Annotated in this window: 17 protein-coding genes; 4 read left to right on the top strand and 13 right to left on the bottom strand. The window is 54.3% G+C overall.

All coding sequences use genetic code 11. From position 1 onward, the window contains the following. The first annotated feature begins 173 nt into the window (after positions 1-173). Together FLZ89_RS13145 and FLZ89_RS13140 are read left to right on the top strand one after the other, a co-directional pair. Positions 174-1,229 carry a ComEC/Rec2 family competence protein gene (locus FLZ89_RS13145; RefSeq protein WP_253256490.1) on the top strand — a complete coding sequence of 352 codons (1,056 nt, stop codon included), beginning with the start codon at positions 174-176 and terminating at the stop codon, positions 1,227-1,229. A gap of 77 nt (positions 1,230-1,306) precedes the next feature. Further along, complete coding sequence (locus FLZ89_RS13140; protein ID WP_141305131.1) at positions 1,307-1,522, top strand: DUF3006 domain-containing protein; 216 nt, start codon at positions 1,307-1,309, stop codon at positions 1,520-1,522. A gap of 11 nt (positions 1,523-1,533) precedes the next feature. Here the strand turns inward: FLZ89_RS13140 and FLZ89_RS13135 are convergent, their stop codons facing one another. The 4 genes from FLZ89_RS13135 to FLZ89_RS13120 all read right to left on the bottom strand — a co-directional run bounded on the left by FLZ89_RS13135 (position 1,534) and on the right by FLZ89_RS13120 (position 3,616). Then, positions 1,534-1,926 carry a DUF302 domain-containing protein gene (locus FLZ89_RS13135; protein ID WP_141264724.1) on the bottom strand — a complete coding sequence of 131 codons (393 nt, stop codon included), beginning with the start codon at positions 1,924-1,926 and terminating at the stop codon, positions 1,534-1,536. A 187-nt stretch (positions 1,927-2,113) separates the two neighbouring features. Beyond that, complete coding sequence (locus tag FLZ89_RS13130; RefSeq protein ID WP_141305130.1) at positions 2,114-2,926, bottom strand: M55 family metallopeptidase; 813 nt, start codon at positions 2,924-2,926, stop codon at positions 2,114-2,116. 67 nt (positions 2,927-2,993) lie between these two features. Beyond that, the gene (locus FLZ89_RS13125; RefSeq protein WP_141264726.1) at positions 2,994-3,269 is read right to left on the bottom strand and encodes a heavy-metal-associated domain-containing protein; all 276 of its coding nucleotides are present in this window, start codon (positions 3,267-3,269) and stop codon (positions 2,994-2,996) included. Positions 3,270-3,337: 68 nt separating this feature from the next. After that, entirely contained in the window at positions 3,338-3,616 is a 279-nt protein-coding gene (locus FLZ89_RS13120) for a hypothetical protein (RefSeq protein WP_141264727.1), read from the bottom strand. 129 nt (positions 3,617-3,745) lie between these two features. On the opposite strand from FLZ89_RS13120, the gene FLZ89_RS13115 reads away from it, so the two are divergent. Beyond that, complete coding sequence (locus FLZ89_RS13115) at positions 3,746-5,350, top strand: hypothetical protein (RefSeq protein ID WP_141305129.1); 1,605 nt, start codon at positions 3,746-3,748, stop codon at positions 5,348-5,350. Between the two features lie 24 nt (positions 5,351-5,374). Here FLZ89_RS13115 and FLZ89_RS13110 read toward each other — a convergent pair whose 3' ends face one another. Then, complete coding sequence (locus tag FLZ89_RS13110; RefSeq protein ID WP_141305128.1) at positions 5,375-6,001, bottom strand: hypothetical protein; 627 nt, start codon at positions 5,999-6,001, stop codon at positions 5,375-5,377. A gap of 179 nt (positions 6,002-6,180) precedes the next feature. Here FLZ89_RS13110 and FLZ89_RS13105 point away from each other — a divergent pair, with 179 nt between their 5' ends. Continuing rightward, positions 6,181-7,167 (top strand): hypothetical protein, encoded by a 987-nt coding sequence (locus FLZ89_RS13105; protein WP_172613621.1) that lies wholly within the window; start codon positions 6,181-6,183, stop codon positions 7,165-7,167. Between the two features lie 2 nt (positions 7,168-7,169). On the opposite strand, the gene FLZ89_RS13100 is transcribed toward FLZ89_RS13105, so the two are convergent. From FLZ89_RS13100 to hydF, 8 genes are all read right to left on the bottom strand, one after another. Beyond that, entirely contained in the window at positions 7,170-8,096 is a 927-nt protein-coding gene (locus tag FLZ89_RS13100) for a LysM peptidoglycan-binding domain-containing protein (protein WP_141264731.1), read from the bottom strand. A gap of 215 nt (positions 8,097-8,311) precedes the next feature. After that, the gene (locus FLZ89_RS13095) at positions 8,312-9,718 is read right to left on the bottom strand and encodes an 8-oxoguanine deaminase (RefSeq protein WP_216363903.1); all 1,407 of its coding nucleotides are present in this window, start codon (positions 9,716-9,718) and stop codon (positions 8,312-8,314) included. Between the two features lie 163 nt (positions 9,719-9,881). After that, the gene (locus FLZ89_RS13090) at positions 9,882-10,613 is read right to left on the bottom strand and encodes an N-acetylmuramoyl-L-alanine amidase (RefSeq protein ID WP_141305126.1); all 732 of its coding nucleotides are present in this window, start codon (positions 10,611-10,613) and stop codon (positions 9,882-9,884) included. A 78-nt stretch (positions 10,614-10,691) separates the two neighbouring features. Continuing rightward, a complete protein-coding gene (locus tag FLZ89_RS13085; protein ID WP_141305125.1) occupies positions 10,692-12,125 on the bottom strand; it encodes an aspartate ammonia-lyase in 1,434 nt (477 codons plus the stop codon). 164 nt (positions 12,126-12,289) lie between these two features. Beyond that, complete coding sequence (locus FLZ89_RS13080) at positions 12,290-12,601, bottom strand: DUF6951 family protein (RefSeq protein WP_141264735.1); 312 nt, start codon at positions 12,599-12,601, stop codon at positions 12,290-12,292. A gap of 56 nt (positions 12,602-12,657) precedes the next feature. Beyond that, positions 12,658-13,035 carry a methylglyoxal synthase gene (locus FLZ89_RS13075; protein WP_141264736.1) on the bottom strand — a complete coding sequence of 126 codons (378 nt, stop codon included), beginning with the start codon at positions 13,033-13,035 and terminating at the stop codon, positions 12,658-12,660. 99 nt (positions 13,036-13,134) lie between these two features. After that, positions 13,135-13,794, bottom strand: a complete 660-nt coding sequence (locus FLZ89_RS13070) for a YkgJ family cysteine cluster protein (protein ID WP_141264737.1) — start codon at positions 13,792-13,794, stop codon at positions 13,135-13,137. 25 nt (positions 13,795-13,819) lie between these two features. Beyond that, positions 13,820-15,040, bottom strand: a complete 1,221-nt coding sequence (hydF, locus tag FLZ89_RS13065; protein WP_141264738.1) for a [FeFe] hydrogenase H-cluster maturation GTPase HydF — start codon at positions 15,038-15,040, stop codon at positions 13,820-13,822. Positions 15,041-15,073: the final 33 nt, after the last annotated feature.

Here is a 15,073-nt window from a genome sequence, read left to right as displayed (position 1 = left end):
TTCCCTATCCTTTTCCTGCTAAAATAAAAAGATAGCCGCGCAAGCGAAAATGCCGGGTATCGTAACTCTATCACAAGGCTTTGGCGCGATCTTTTTGACGATAAGGTCTTAAGGTGTTATCCTAAAGAAGGAATGGTAAACATGGAAGACTTTTCGAACAGCGAGTGATTATAATGATAGCAACCATTAGCATCCTGGCATTTTTAACTGCCGTTCTCCGCGCGGTTGGTACCAGGTGGCTTGCTTTGCGCCGGGCCGGGAAAAAGGCCAAACGCCTGGCCATCTATGCCGTCCTCGCTTTTACCCTCTCCTTGGCTACTGCCTGTGGTAACCTTACCGGAGAACAGCCCCCTTCTCCGGCCAACCAGTCGCGGCCGCCGGTAGCGCAAACAGCTTCCCCTGCACCAGGAGAAGCGCCTGGTACCTCAACATCTCAAGAAAAGCCTCCGGACTCCTCAACCCCACCGGCTGAAACCGGCAAGCTACGCGTCCATTACCTGGATGTCGGCCAGGGGGATGCCATCCTGGTGCAGTTGCCTGATGGCAAGAACATTTTAATCGACGGTGGCACCGGTGAAGCCGGGCCGGGGGTGGTCCGGGAATTGAAGCAGTACAGCGTTAAGAAACTGGATTTTGTAATAGGCACCCATCCCCATGAAGACCATATCGGCGGCCTGGATATGGTAATAAATAGTTTCCAGGTAGGCAAGGTTTACCTACCCCGGGCGACCCATAATACCGACGCCTACAGGGATCTCTTGCTAGCTATAAAAAATAAGGGCCTCAAGGCCACGGAGGCAAAAGCCGGTGTTGCACTGCCCATGGAAGGGGGCCTCCAGGCCCTTTTTGTCAGCCCGGCGAAAAGTAATTATGAGGATCTAAACGATTATAGCGCCGTCCTGCACCTCACCTACGGGCAAACGGCTTTTCTCTTTACCGGTGACGCCGGTAATACCGCCGAGGAGGAAATGCTGGCCGGCGGCAGGTCTCTTAAGGCTGATGTACTGAAAATAGCCCACCACGGTTCCCGTTATTCTACCAGCACTGCTTTTCTCAAAGCTGTGGCTCCCAGGTATGCTGTTATCTCTGTGGGTAAAGGTAATGACTATGGCCATCCCCATGCCCAGACCCTGCAACGCCTACAAAAAGCCGGGGTTAAAATCTACCGCACCGACCGGGATGGTACCATAACGGCCGTCTCCGACGGTCAGAAGGTGACTATACACTAGCATTGTACGGCTAGGCCGAAGGCATTCCTGTTGTTTATACCTACCTGATGCAAAGTAAAAGTGAAAGGAGTAGAATAATGCCCCGCCGGGAATTGCTGGTCATTGATCGCTTTGAAGAAGACATGGCTGTAATTGAATACGGCCGCTGCACTTTTACCCTGCCCCGCTCCCTCCTGCCCCGGTCTGCCAAAGAGGGTGACGTGATTAAACTCGCCGTCGTCCTGGATCCGGAAGCCACTGCCCGGCGCAAAAAAGAAGTCCGCTCCCTGGCGGACGATGTGTTTGAGGGATAGAGGCTTACTGATCACCGGGCTGCATCCACAATGGCCCTGATTTTAGCGTCCACCTGTGAGGCTATTTCTTCCAGGCCGGTTTCGGGATAAAACTTGGCCAGCATGGTGGGCCGCAGGGCGCTGATGTAAGTCTTGCCGTCACGGGTGTAGACATTTATTTTACAGGGCATCATCAAGCTGATAAGGACGTCTTTTGCCAGGACTTCGTGGGCGTAGCGGGCATTGCAGATTTCAATAATTTTCAGTGGTTCAGAATCATAGCCTTTGCTTTTCAGGGTGGCCTGGACATCATGGATATGCTGGACCTTCATGCCTTGCGCGGCAGTAGCTTCTTCCACGGCAGTCACGGCGGCGTCAAAATTTTTTTCAGTTGTCACGGTGTAGCTGATGTCTTGGTAATCCATGCCAAATGCCTCCTTCACTTGTTGGCCTGTAGTAAGTCTGGCTTTCATTGTTGAGTTTTATAAATGCTTTTCGACTTTTTTATAATACTACTATCATAATTCGCTGTCAATATATATGGCGAATAATAACCCGATGAACCCTTAATTTACTCCGTTTTCGGAACGCCGGGAAAACCCTGTCCCGGTATTAGCTGCTTTTTGCCAGGGCAATGAGGCTCCTTGCTGCCTGGTAGGCTTCCAGGTAATCGGCTCCCGTGTAAGTTACGGTAACGGCATCGAGGAACCGGCTGCGGGGCAAGATGGCTGCTGCCGCCGCCCGGGCCGGGTCGTTAAATTTAATCGTTACCGTTGCCGGGGCCGGTGCCGCAAGGGGTTGAAAGCTTTTCCTGCTGAGGGCCCGGACCAGTCCCTGGCGGATTTTTTCCCTGGCCAGCCGGGGCGGGAGCGACCTGGCGGCGTGGAAATTAACTGCTTCTTTAACAATAACGGCTTCTACTCCTTCAAGGATTTGCCTTGCTTCACCGGCCAGGACCTGGTCGCCGCTCACCAGGACCACCGTGACACCGAAATAACCGGCCAGCAGGGCATTCAGGCCCAGTTCCCCCATTTCCTGTCCATTAACCTCCAGGCGGTGGACTACGTCGCTGTAGGTGTGGGCCAGGACGCCCGGGCTGCCGGCCCGGGCATGATAACCTATGAAACAGGCTACAGCAAAGCCCCTGTCTATCCCCTCCATCATGCCCAGTTTTTTCGGTGCGCCGCTGATAAGCTGGGCCCCGGGGTGCAGGTCTTCCGGCGGGATGTTACGCATCCTGCCGTGGGCGTCATTGACGGTTACGCTGGTAGCCCCGGCTTCAAGGGCGCCACGGATGGCGGCATTGACTTCAGCCGTCATTAGTCTCTGGGAGCGTGCGTATTCCACCCCTCCTATGGTTTCCACCTGTTCCCAGGCAGTTATCCCGGCCACGCCCTCCATATCGGCGGATATGTAAACCCGCATCCCTGTCATTCCTCCTTTGTAACAGGTGAATGTCAAAAGGGCCTGACCGGCCCTAAGAACAACTCCTTCATGATTTATGGATATAATGGTAACCGAGTTTGGTGATATGCTCGCCAATGATTTCCAGGCTTATCTGGGGCAAATAATAGGTAATCACTACCCAGCGACGTTCGAGGACGACATTGACGCTAGTTACACCGGGTAGACTGCCCAGGGCATTACTAATTTTCTTGGCATCTTCCCCGGTGCGCATATCGGTTACAATCAGGGTCATGGTTACCTGCCGGAGGCCAGGGGGGTAACCGGCCAGAATTTCTGCGGCCCGCTGGCTGTACCAGCTCATCTATTTAACCTCCTTTTACCATTTTAACTATAAATTACTGATGAGCATCCTGCTCACCCGTTTTCTCCTCAGGGACTCAGACGCCGGAACTCAACCCCCTTTTGCAGTAACAAATAGTCCATAAAAGAAGGTGTAATCCTTTCCGGGTCATAGATTATTTTGACCATATTGGCCTGGCCCTCCCGGGGTAGCTGGATCTCCTTTACCAGGGCTGCCAGGGTATAATAGACTGTTTCCCGGATGACCGGCGTTTCAAGGTTGGGTATAATGTAGGTAACTTCCTGGTGCCGTCCAGGTTGAAATTTTTCCTGGCGGGCGTCAATCCACATTCTTACCTTCGGTTCCATGTCCTTGCCACCTCCAGAGCCCTGCCCTATATTCTATGCATCAACTCGCTTTTTGCCGCCTGTTTAGGTCCATTCCACCTTTCATCAACATATGCTGTAATAGTGATTTTATGAAATGAGGGGTGAAAGATGGCTAAAATCCTTTTGGGAGATATTGCCTTATCATCATGGGAGCTTGATGCTTTCAGCAAAGACTTGTTTCCAATCCTGTGCCGCAGTTTGGGTGTAAGTTTCTTAGAAGATGGTGAAGGAAACTTTATCCTGAATCCGCCCCTGGCTAATAAGACGATTGTTTTACGCCCGCTGGCCGACCAGGATCAAACCTTGACGGCCCTGCTAACTACCTTAAGCCAGGAGCTCCAGGGACAGGGGGCCAATGTTTTAATTGTTCCGGCTACCGCCAGCGACGGGCAGCTTTTCCGGCTATGGCAGACCCAGGTCCTTTTTGCCTTCTCGCAAAAGGATGGTGCCGCTCCAGAACCAGCTTTACGCTTTTTTTACGCACCCAAAAAGCGCGAGGAAAGCCTGGGTCTAATTGCCGCCCTGGTACAGGCTATGCTCCGTTCAGGAAGACCCCTTAGTTATACCATCCCCGGAGCCTGGGAGTATTTTAAAAACTTCCGCTACCGCCGCCTTTTAAATAATGCAGAAGTGCCATCGGTCTTAATTGAATTTTGCCAGGTTCACCTGGAGCCGGAATTTATTCACAACATTACGATGTGGCTGGTTGGCGGGTTAACCTGGTATTTCCAGAAACCGCTTACGGAAGAAACGGTTTTTAAGCTTCAATCCCTGTTGCAGCGCTTCCGGGATGCCTGTTTAAGTGAACCGAAGTACCGGGTTTCCGCAACAAACCAGGTAAAGAAGGAAACTGCGCCTCCGGAAGAGGAACCGGCAGCTATGACGCCGGCCGGGCCGGGAGAGAGCCCTATTCAGACCGGAGAAAAGAGGGACGCAGGAACAGAAGCCACAGGGGTCGCGGCCCGGGGAGAGACGATGGGGGAGAAAACAGCCTCGAGGGCTATAACGGACCCTGGAGATGAAACGGAGGCAGGAGGTACAAAGGTCAGGGATGAGGCAGCCATACCCGGCAGAAGCGCAATGCAGGTGCAAGATGGACTGCCGGTGCAGGGTAAAATACAGGGGCGAGACGAGGCAGCGGAACAAGCAAAGATACCACCCCAAAATGAGCTCCTGGCAACAGAAGGGGACGTAAACCAAGGGTCAACGCCGGCAAAGGATACAGTTTCCAGCAGCCAGGCTTCTCCGCCGGCACCTTCCGGGCAGATCCAGAATGCCCGGCAGGGTAAAGGCCGTCACCGGGGCAACCCATTTTCCCCTCCCGGTGACGAGCCGGTGTTTATCTTTAAGCGGCCGCTCGGAGCCAGCCTTGCTCCTGTCTTTTTCCCCCAGGGAGTACTGGAAAGTATGGCACAGCTGCCCCTCCAGAGCACTTTTCTGACAGGGGAACAATGGCGTAATTACCTGTCCTCTACCGGAGCGGATATTGACGTGGCCAGCCTCGCTGCCCGGCAGGAGCCTCAGCCAGGAGCAGCAAAACCGTCAGCACTTAACTTTGACCCAATCAGGACCGATATGCTCACGACGGATACGATAGCCCCGGAGACCGGAAATAATGATAGCACCCTGGTGGAGCTAAAAAATTTAAGTGCCGCCATCCTGGCCCCGGAACAGCCCGGAGAACCACTAAACGGCGAAGCACCGTCAATTTGACGGTGCTTCGTACTTCCTGCTTTCTTAGAAACACTGGGCCGGTGGCGCCGGCGGGCAGACGCCGGGAGCCACAACGCAGGGTGCCGGCACGCAGAAGCCGTAACTGGGCACCAGGAGCTGGACGGTAAGGATGGTCTTAATGACCAGGCACACCTGGAAGTCGCAGGTGACGGTGATAGTACCGACACCGACGGCGGAAACCACACAGTTGCAGAAAAGCAGGGTACTGTCGTTTTCGCAATCGACGGTTACTCCCTCGGGAGCGCAGAGAGTAACGATTTTGGTAAAGGTAAAGACGCGGTCGGTAGTTTCAGCGGGAGCATTGGGGTTGGTAAGGGTGACGGGTACGGAAATGACAATGGTCAGGGTGGCAAAATTACCGGTGGTCGGGACGCGGTTAATGACGTTGCAGGTAATAGGCCCGGCCAGGGCACAGGGGATGGCCTGCCCGACGGTAAAAGTACCGGTAGCAAACTCACCACCTACACCAGTAGTTACAGTAGTATCCCGGCTACGGCTTTCTACCTGGAAACAACTATCATAAACCTTGTCAACCTTAATACACTCGATACGGGTAGGTGGTGGACACCCTTCCGGCGGGCACTGGCCGGGAGCAACGACGGCCTGCTTGGCGCTCGCTTCGTCAGCCATGCTTAAACCTACCTCCTTGGAGCAAATTTTTCTGGTTAATGTCTGGTATATAATATTGACCTCAACGGGTGGATGTTACCGGGAAAACATAATTTATTGCCGGCAATCAAAATTATATTTTTCCTGCCAGTATAGCATATGCATTAGTTAGGTAGCCCTGGTCCAGGAAGGTGATGGCCATGGTAAATTATTTAGCTACACCAGGTGATAGCTGGCAGTTAGTTTTGCGCCAGGGTATATTACGCTATAGTTATACTGCTACCGGTGAGCCCATGGCTGGCCTGAGCGCCTCTACTGCCGTTATTGACCCTGCCGGTCGCTTGCATATAGTGGCAACGTTGCTTAATAAGCGTTTAATTTATGCCCGCTGGCAGGGTCATCGCTGGGAGAGCAGGGAGTTGCCGGCAAATGGTTCCGTCCTGGCCTTTGTCCTCGATTCCCGCGGGCAACCGCACCTCTTATTAGAGGAATCCTATAGACCGGAAATTGTCCATCTCTACCTGGCCGGTAACCGCTGGCAAAGGCAGTTTTTACCCTTTAACCTTACGGCTCCTCCCTTACTATTTAAACCCCTGCCCCGGGGTCGGCTCTTCTTTGCCGGTCAGGATGCATCCAGGGGAAGGCAGCTTTTATTTTTAACAGTTTATGATCCTGCCACGGGCTGGCAGATGCCCCGTCCCCTTACCGGCGTAGAACCTGGTAATAAAATTTATGCTTACTGGTTTCAGGGGTATCTTTACCTCTTGTCCTGGCACAGGCAGGAAAAGGACTCCTTGCTTTTTTTACACGTAGTTGAACCGGAAAAAAACACCTCGCTGAGGCTCTGCCCGGGAACAATGGTTGATCTTCCCGATGACCGGCCGGTACTCCTGGCTAAGGAAAAAACCTTACTTTTCCTCTGGACATCCAGCAACCGCCTGGCCTTTTGCTTCTCCCAGGATGGCGGCAGTACCTGGTCACCACCCCAGAGCGCCTATTTCTTTTTTCCGGCCCGGATTAAAGCTGTAGAGGGGCCAGAGGGCCCCTCCACCAGGCAGGTGGTTTTCACCAAGATCAGCGGTCTGGAGCCGGACTGGCCGCTGGTAATCAATTTTGAGCCTCTTTTTTCTTTGTGCAGGGCGGTCGTTGTAAATCCCAGCAGCAGGAATACTCCTTTTAAGCAATGATTTTAGATAATGATTGGCACCACAACACCCAGGAATAAAGGCCCAAAGACAAAGGGGAACCTGCGGGCAGCGCCGATTAACAAAACAGGGTCTTTATCCATCTCAGCATCCATCATATGATGGCTCATCATCATCCCATCGGCCATGGGCCTCATTTCAACTACCCTAAATTCCTCCATTTCCCGGTAGCGAACCATTAAAACGACATGCTCCATACCGAAATGCCTGGGATCAGGAATCCCGCGGGCAACAACCAGCAGCTCCCGTTTTTCTATATCAATGATACCCATACCCATGGCACCGGGGCAATGATGGGTGGGATGCATCATAAAACAGTGGCGCCGGGGCATTACTGGTGGCATGATGGGAATGCAGATGCGCTGGCCGGGATAAATCAAATTGGGATCTGTAATTTGCGGGTTGGCCGCCAGGATCTGGTCCACTGTAGTACCGAACTTGCGGGCGATGCTGCTTAAAGTATCTCCGGGCTTGACGACATAGATAAACCCGTTGGGGCAGGGCATGGCGGGCCTGGTTGGAATGCAGAGCACCTGCCCGGGATAAATCAGGTTGGGATCCTGGACCTGGGGGTTGGCGGCTATCAAGGCATCCAGGCTGACATTAAATTTTTGGGCAATGGAGTACATGGAATCGCCTGGTTGGACAGTATAATAGAAGCCGCCGGGGCAAGGTACAGGCATTTTCCTGGGAATGCACAGTACCTGGCCGGGATAAATGAGGTCGGGATCTCTTACCTGGGGGTTGGCAGCAATAAGCTCCTCCAGGGGTATACCAAAATGCTGGGCAATAAGAAACATGGTGTCCCCGCTTTTAACGGTATAATGGAAGCCATGGGGACACGGGGGCACGACATGCTGGGCTGCCGCCTCACTTACAGTTGCCTCAGCTTTCCTGCTTTCTTCACTCATAAGGCCGGTCTCCTTTCCTTGCAGGCATGATTTGCTAGTATAGGGTATGAAACCGGCCAGTTCTTGGTGACTAAAAAAGCGCCCCTACGGGTGCGCTAAATTACTTGTTCTGGTATGAGGGCCTCACTCAACGGCGGCTTCGCTCCGCCATCCGTGGGTGGCTACTGTTTATCTTATCACCAGCAAATTCTTTTTTTTCGCCGTCCTTATAACAGCTACTGCCGTTTGGGGTAAGCATAATAATCGGTACCTGTACGCCTCCCGGCCCTGGTCAGCATTTCACCTGATATCCGGTTGGCCCGGCGAACGATTTCAGTTTCATCAACCTTCACCAGCCGCCCTTCCCGGACTACGACCTCACCGTTAACAATGGTGGTATCCACCAGCTGGCTATCACCACAGGTGATAATAGCCGCTACCGGGTCATGCTGCCCCCCGGCAAACCCCAGTTCCTCAAAGTTTATCAGGATCAGGTCTGCTGCCATTCCCGGAGCCAGGTAGCCAATGTCATCGCGGCCCAAAACTTCAGCGCTGCCGACAGTTGCCAGACGCAAAACTTCTTCTGCTGTCAGGCCGTCATTACTGTAAGCCAGTTTTTGTAAGAGATAGGCAATACGCATTTCACTCCACATATTAGAGGAATCATTACTGGCGCTGCCATCCACGGCCAGACCCACCCGGGCCCCGGCAGCCAGCAGGTCCTTCACCCGGCAGACGCCGGAAGCCAGCTTCATATTGGAAGCCGGGCAATGGGATACCCCGCTTTTCGTCTCGCCCAGCAGGGCCACCTCGGCGTCGTTTAAATGTATGGCATGGGCAAACCATACATCGGGTCCCAGCCAGCCCAGGTCAGCCATGTACTCCACGGGCCGCCTGCCAAATTTTTCTTTACAGAAGCGTTCTTCATCCAGGGTTTCGGCCAGATGGGTATGGAGCATGACACCGTACCGGCGCGCCAGAGCGGCACTATCTCGCATCAGTTCGGGAGTTACAGAAAAAGGTGAACAGGGAGCCAGGGCAATACGGCACATGGCGAAGGGGTCAGCCTCATGGTACTTTTGGATCAAGCGCTCACTATCAGCTAATATCTCGTCTTCTTTTTGAACTACTTCATCCGGTGGCAGGCCACCCTGGCTTTTGCCCAGGGACATGCTGCCCCGGGTGGCATGAAAGCGGATCCCCAGTTCCCGGGCCGCCTGAACTTCAATATCAATAAGTTCATTTCCCTGGCCCCGGGGAAAGACGTAGTGATGGTCGCTGGAGCAGGTACAGCCTGTCTTCAGCAATTCCCCCAACCCCACCATAGCTCCCAGGCGAACTGCTTCCGGCGTCAGTTCACGCCAGATTTCGTAAAGGGTCACCAACCAGGGGAACAGGGGTATATCCTGGGTTGCCGGGATATTGCGGGTCAGGGTCTGGTAGAGGTGATGATGGGTGTTAATCAGGCCGGGGAGGACGACTTTGCCCCGGGCATCGATAGTTTCCGTACCTTCGTCGACGGGCAAGTTGCGGCCGATTGTCTTGATTGCCGGGCCTTCTATTAAAAGATCGGCTTGCCGGTAGCGACGGCCCTCCCTATCAAGGGTGATTATCCATTCGGCATTTTTGATAAGTAAAGCCAAGCCAAGTGCCCCCAGTCAACCGGGCAAACCCGGTTAAATTTAATGACTTATTTCAGCATTAAAGCGGGCTTCCAGGACGATGAGGTGTAGTTTGTTTTTTTTCCATGGCTTGATTATACCATAGAAGCATGTTTGGGTATCTAGTTCCGGGTACTCAGGCATGCTAAAATGAAAAATTACACGGTATTAAATTTAACCTGGCTAAAAGATTGGCCAAAGCGGTAGCCACTTCAGCCCGGGTGGCATTCTGGTCGGGCCGGAAGGTGCCGTCCGGGTAGCCGCTCATAATCCCGGCCGCCATGACCTGGCGAATGGCCGCCTCGGCCCAGTGACCCTGGATATCGCGGGGCTCGCTTGGCTTTAGGCCCAGGTAGGCGGCCAGGCCGCAAAAGATGGCCCGGGCCAGGGCTTGTTGTACTGCTGGCGTAGCTAGTTTAGCTGCCGTCTCCGGGTTGCTGAGAAAACCCATTTCTACGAGGACTGCAGGAGCGTCGGTTTCCCGCAGAATGTAAAAATTTGCCTGGCGGACGCCCCCGTCCGGCCAGCCGGTGGCCGCCACCACTTCGGCCTGGATCAAGCGGGCGATCTTTTCAGCCTGGCCTCCGGGGGCCAGGATAAAGGTGCTGACATAGTTGGGATCCGGAGTGCCGGCACTGTTGACGTGCAGGCTGATGACGAGGTCTACCTTTTCTCGGTTGAAGAGGGCCGCCCGATCGGCCAGGAAGACATCCTGGTCAACGGTACGGGACATTACAACTTCTATGCCTGCTCCTTGAAGCAGCTGCTGCAGCGCCAGGCCCACGGCCAGGGTAACGGCCTTTTCCTGGAGGCCGCCGGCGGCAACGGCACCGGGGTCGCTGCCGCCGTGGCCGGGATCAATACCTACTTTTGGCATTAAAACCACCCCCGTTTTAAGATATGCTTTAAGTTGATCTTAAGCTCCGGGGGTGACCATGGCTAATGGCGTAAATTGCTAATTACACAAGCTCTGGCCCTGTTGCAGCCTATTTATGGTCTTAACTGTACCGGGTTTCGTCATAGCGGCCGGGGTTAAGATGCTTTCCAGTTCGTCCTGCGTCAAAAAACCTTTTTCTAACAGGATTTCTCTAATCGAGCGGCCGGAAGCTTCTGCTTCCCGTACCACCTCTGTTGCTTTTTCGTAACCGAGATAGGGCAGTAAAGCTGTGGCCAGTACGGGACTCTGCTCCAGCACTTCCCGGCAGCGCCCGGCGTTGGCTGTTATACCGCTGATACATTCCGTGCGGAAAATCCTGGCCGCTGCCGCCAGCATTTCCAGGGATTCCAGCAGGGCGTGGGCGATGAGGGGCGCGAAGGCATTGAGCTCCAGGTGGCCCTGGCTGGCGGCCATGGCGATTACCATATCGTTGGCCATGACCTGTATGGCCACCTGGTTGACCATTTCCGGGATCACCGGATTGACCTTGCCGGGCATGATGGAAGAGCCGGCCTGGCGAGGGGGGAGGTTGATTTCTGCCGGCCCGCCCCTGGGACCGGCAGAAAGGAAACGCAGGTCGCCAGCAATTTTATGCATGGTTACGGCGGCGGCCTTCACGAGACCGGAAACTTCCACAAAGACGTCCATATTCTGGGTGCCATCGATCATGTTTTCCGCCCGGGCCAGGCCCAGCCCCGTCAGGCGCCTTAAATAATCATTAACCAGGTAAATATATTTCAGGGGGGCATTGAGGCCGGTGCCGGTGGCCGTGCCGCCCAGGTTCACCTGGCGCAGGCGCTCCTCAACCTTGTACAGCCGCCAGCGGTCCCGGGCCACGGCCTGGGCATAGGCACCGAATTCCTGTCCCAGCGTTACCGGAACGGCATCCTGGAATTCAGTACGGCCGATTTTAAGTATCCCGGCAAAGGCAGCCTCCTTTTCCTGAAGGGCCTCCTGGAGCCTGGCCAGTTCCTCGGCCAGGGGTAGTAAAAGGCGGATGGCCGCTATACGCATGGCGGTAGGGTAGACATCGTTGGTGGACTGGTGCAGGTTAACGTGGTCATTGGGGTGGATGGTGGCATAATCACCCCTGGGAAGGCCCAGGATTTCCAGGGCGCGGTTGGCGATTACTTCATTAACGTTCATATTAGTCGAAGTACCGGCCCCGCCCTGGAAGGCGTCGAGAAAAAATTGGTCGGCCAGTTCACCCCGGGCTACTTCCTGGCAGGCGGCGATAATGGCCTCTCCCTTTTCCCGGGGCAGGTAGCCCAGGTCGAGGTTGGCCCGGGCGGCCGCTTCTTTGACGGTAGCCAGGGCTTTAATTAGCTCTGGATGGACTTGATGCCGGCTGACGCGGAAATTCTCCGCTGCCCTTAAGGTGTGGATGCCGTAGTAGGCGCTGGCGGGCACTTCCCTGGTACCCAGGAGATCATGTTCCTGGCGGGTAGACATAGCTCATCCCTTCCTTTGGACTCTATTGTAGCAGACCGGGGACGGTCAGGAAATACGGACAAGTAAAGAGCGACCGGCTATCGAAATTGCCGGTCGCCATGAAAGGGTAACGAGCACCTATCGACTAGTACTTTTTGCTGGATGTGTCTTCCTGAGGTACAAAATTATTTCTGGACATAGATATGGGCATCCCGAGGCAGGGCCAGACCGGCAGCTACTTCGACGGCCTTAACCATGCCGGGGAGTACCGGGCAGGCAGCATGGGGGCAATGTTGAAAGAATAATTCCCGCAGGCGGCTGTTGCCTTTGAAGCCAATCTCGTCCAGGGGATTGAGGGTGCTCAGTTCAGCGGCAATCTTCTGGATGTTGGGACAGGTAGTGTTGATGGTCAGGTTGCAGGAAAACATATCCGGTGCTTCAGCCAGAATGTCGGTGGTAAAACCACAGATACCGGATTCAACAGTTACTTTAGCCATGGGAGAATTCCTTTCTTTGCAGAAATTGTTAAAAAGCGTCTGAGACGGCTTTTATGTTACTCTTTTGTCCTGCTTTTTAAATACTCGAGAAAGATTGTTGCTGTGGCCAGATTGGTGGCCGCCGGCACGTTGTGGACGTCACAAATGCGCAAAAGAGCGCTGATATCCGGTTCATGGGGCTGGGGCGTCAGCGGGTCCCGCAGGAAAATTACCAGGTCCAGGCGTTTTTTGGCCACCAGGGAACCCATTTGCTGGTCTCCCCCCAGGGGCCCGGACATAAGACGGTGGACCTTGAGGCCGGTGCGTTCCATGATCCTGGCACCTGTAGTTCCCGTGGCTACCAGCCGGTGGTTGGCAAAGATATGTTTATGCTGGTCGACAAAATTGACCAGATCGTCTTTCATGCGGTCGTGGGCTATGAGGGCGATGCGCATCAATTATCCTCCGTTTACAGTTTTTCGGGAAGTTAGATAAATATATTCGCTAAAAATGTATTTTTCCCTGTTGCTATACAAATATTTTGCTTTGTATTTCTATTGGTGAAGCTGCTGCCATAGTTCCGGTGGACAAAGGGATTTTATAGGAACTTCGGCATAACTCAAGCAGCCGGCGAAAGGAGTTGGTTCCCAGTCATGGCGGTGTACCCCTGTCGGTACCGCCGGTTGCAAAGAAAGCCAGTAACGCACCAGTTCATCTTCCCCGCGGTTGACAATGGTTTCCCGTAAAATCCTGGCCCGACGGGTGAGGGGGCAGCAAAAATAGGTACGACAAATAAGGGGCCGGTATTTGTACAGGCGGCACCGACGACGGTAAGGTTCTAAAAAAATACAGTAACCTTCGGCGTCAGTCCGCAAAGTAATATCTACCACCCGCCCTTTCACCCGGACCTGGCAGTACTCCTCCAATATTTCTGGCAGGGAGAATATTTTACCAGTAAGCTCCTCCAGTCCCTGTTGCAATACCTGCAGATCAATGCTGGTCAGGGGCAGACGCCCGCCACAGCAATGATCACAACCCAGACAATCGCCGTTAGTATAGGGGCGGTAAAGGAGGGATGGGTCAAGTCCTTCCACGGCGGTAATATAATCAGCTATGTTGGCCTCAGGAGATAAAACCCGGAGATCATACCCTAGCTTGCCATTGACCTGCCAGTAACGCACCTGGACGGGGTTCTGTTCTTGCCTTGCGAGCAAATGACAACCTCCTGCCAATTATATTTTACTCTTCTTCCCGCCATGCCATCAGGGCCAGGGGGAAGGGTTCCAGGGCCCGTTCCAGGACGCCGTGGATAAAGGCCAGGAGGACGCCGTAATTAACTATTGGTACGCCGGCTTCCTTGGCCAGCTGGATGCGGTAGAGCATTTCCCGGCGGTTGATCATGCAGCCGCCGCAGTGAATTATCACCTTGTAACTGGCCACATCTTCCGGGTAGCCAGTACCGGAATACCAGGAAAACTGCAAATCACCACCCACGTACTGGCGCAGCCAGCGGGGTATCTGCACTTTACCGATGTCATCAGCCTGGCGGTGATGGGTGCAGGCCTCGGCGATGAGAACCCTGTCTCCGGCCTGCAAATTTTTAACAGCCTTCGCGCCCCGCACCAACTCCACCAGGTCCCCTTTATAGCGGGCAAATAAAATGGAAAAGGAAGTCATCCAGATGCCGGGCGGCGTGTCGGCCGCTACCTTCAGGAAGGCCTGGGAATCGGTAATAACAATCTTGGGGGGCGGGATCTTCGCCAGAGCCAGCTTCAGTTCCCGCTCCTTGACCACCAGGCCCATGGCGTCATGATCCAGCAAGTCCCGCAGTGTCTGTACCTGGGGCAGAATCAGCCGCCCTTTCGGTGCCGCCAGGTCGATGGGTACCACCAGGACGGCCATTTCTCCGGGCCCCACCAGGTCGGCAACAATATAAGGCTCCTCAAAGTCGGCAGGAGCGGCTTTAATCAGCTCCCCTTTCAACTCTTCGATCCCCTGGCGGGTCAGGGCGCTGACCGGCAGGACCCGCTGTCCCAGGGTTTTTTCCAGGTCCGGCAATAGTTCCCGGCCGCCCTGGTCGATTTTATTTAAAACTATCACCAGGGGCAGGTTTTGTTCCTTTAGTCGCTGCAAGAGTTCCAGTTCGTAAGGTCCAACTCCGGCTGCCGGGTCCAGGACCAGGATGGCCAAATCAGTGCGCCGCAGGACTTCCATGGTCTTTTTGATCCTTAAAGCACCCAGTTCGCCCACGTCGTCAATCCCGGCCGTGTCGATGAGCACGACGGGACCCAGGGGTAAAATTTCCATGGATTTAAGGACTGGGTCTGTTGTTGTGCCTGGAATGCTGGAGACTACAGCCAGTTCCTGGTTGGTCAGGGCGTTGATTAAACTGGACTTGCCGGCGTTGCGGCGGCCAAAGATAGCAATATGCAGGCGGTTCCCCCTTGGTGTTGCTTCCACAGCTGCTTCACCTCCACGTAAAGCAAAGCTTCG

Source organism: Moorella sp. E306M (assembly GCF_006538385.1).
GTDB lineage: Bacteria > Bacillota > DSM-521 > Neomoorellales > Neomoorellaceae > Neomoorella.
This window is presented reverse-complemented; position numbering and strand designations above follow the sequence as displayed.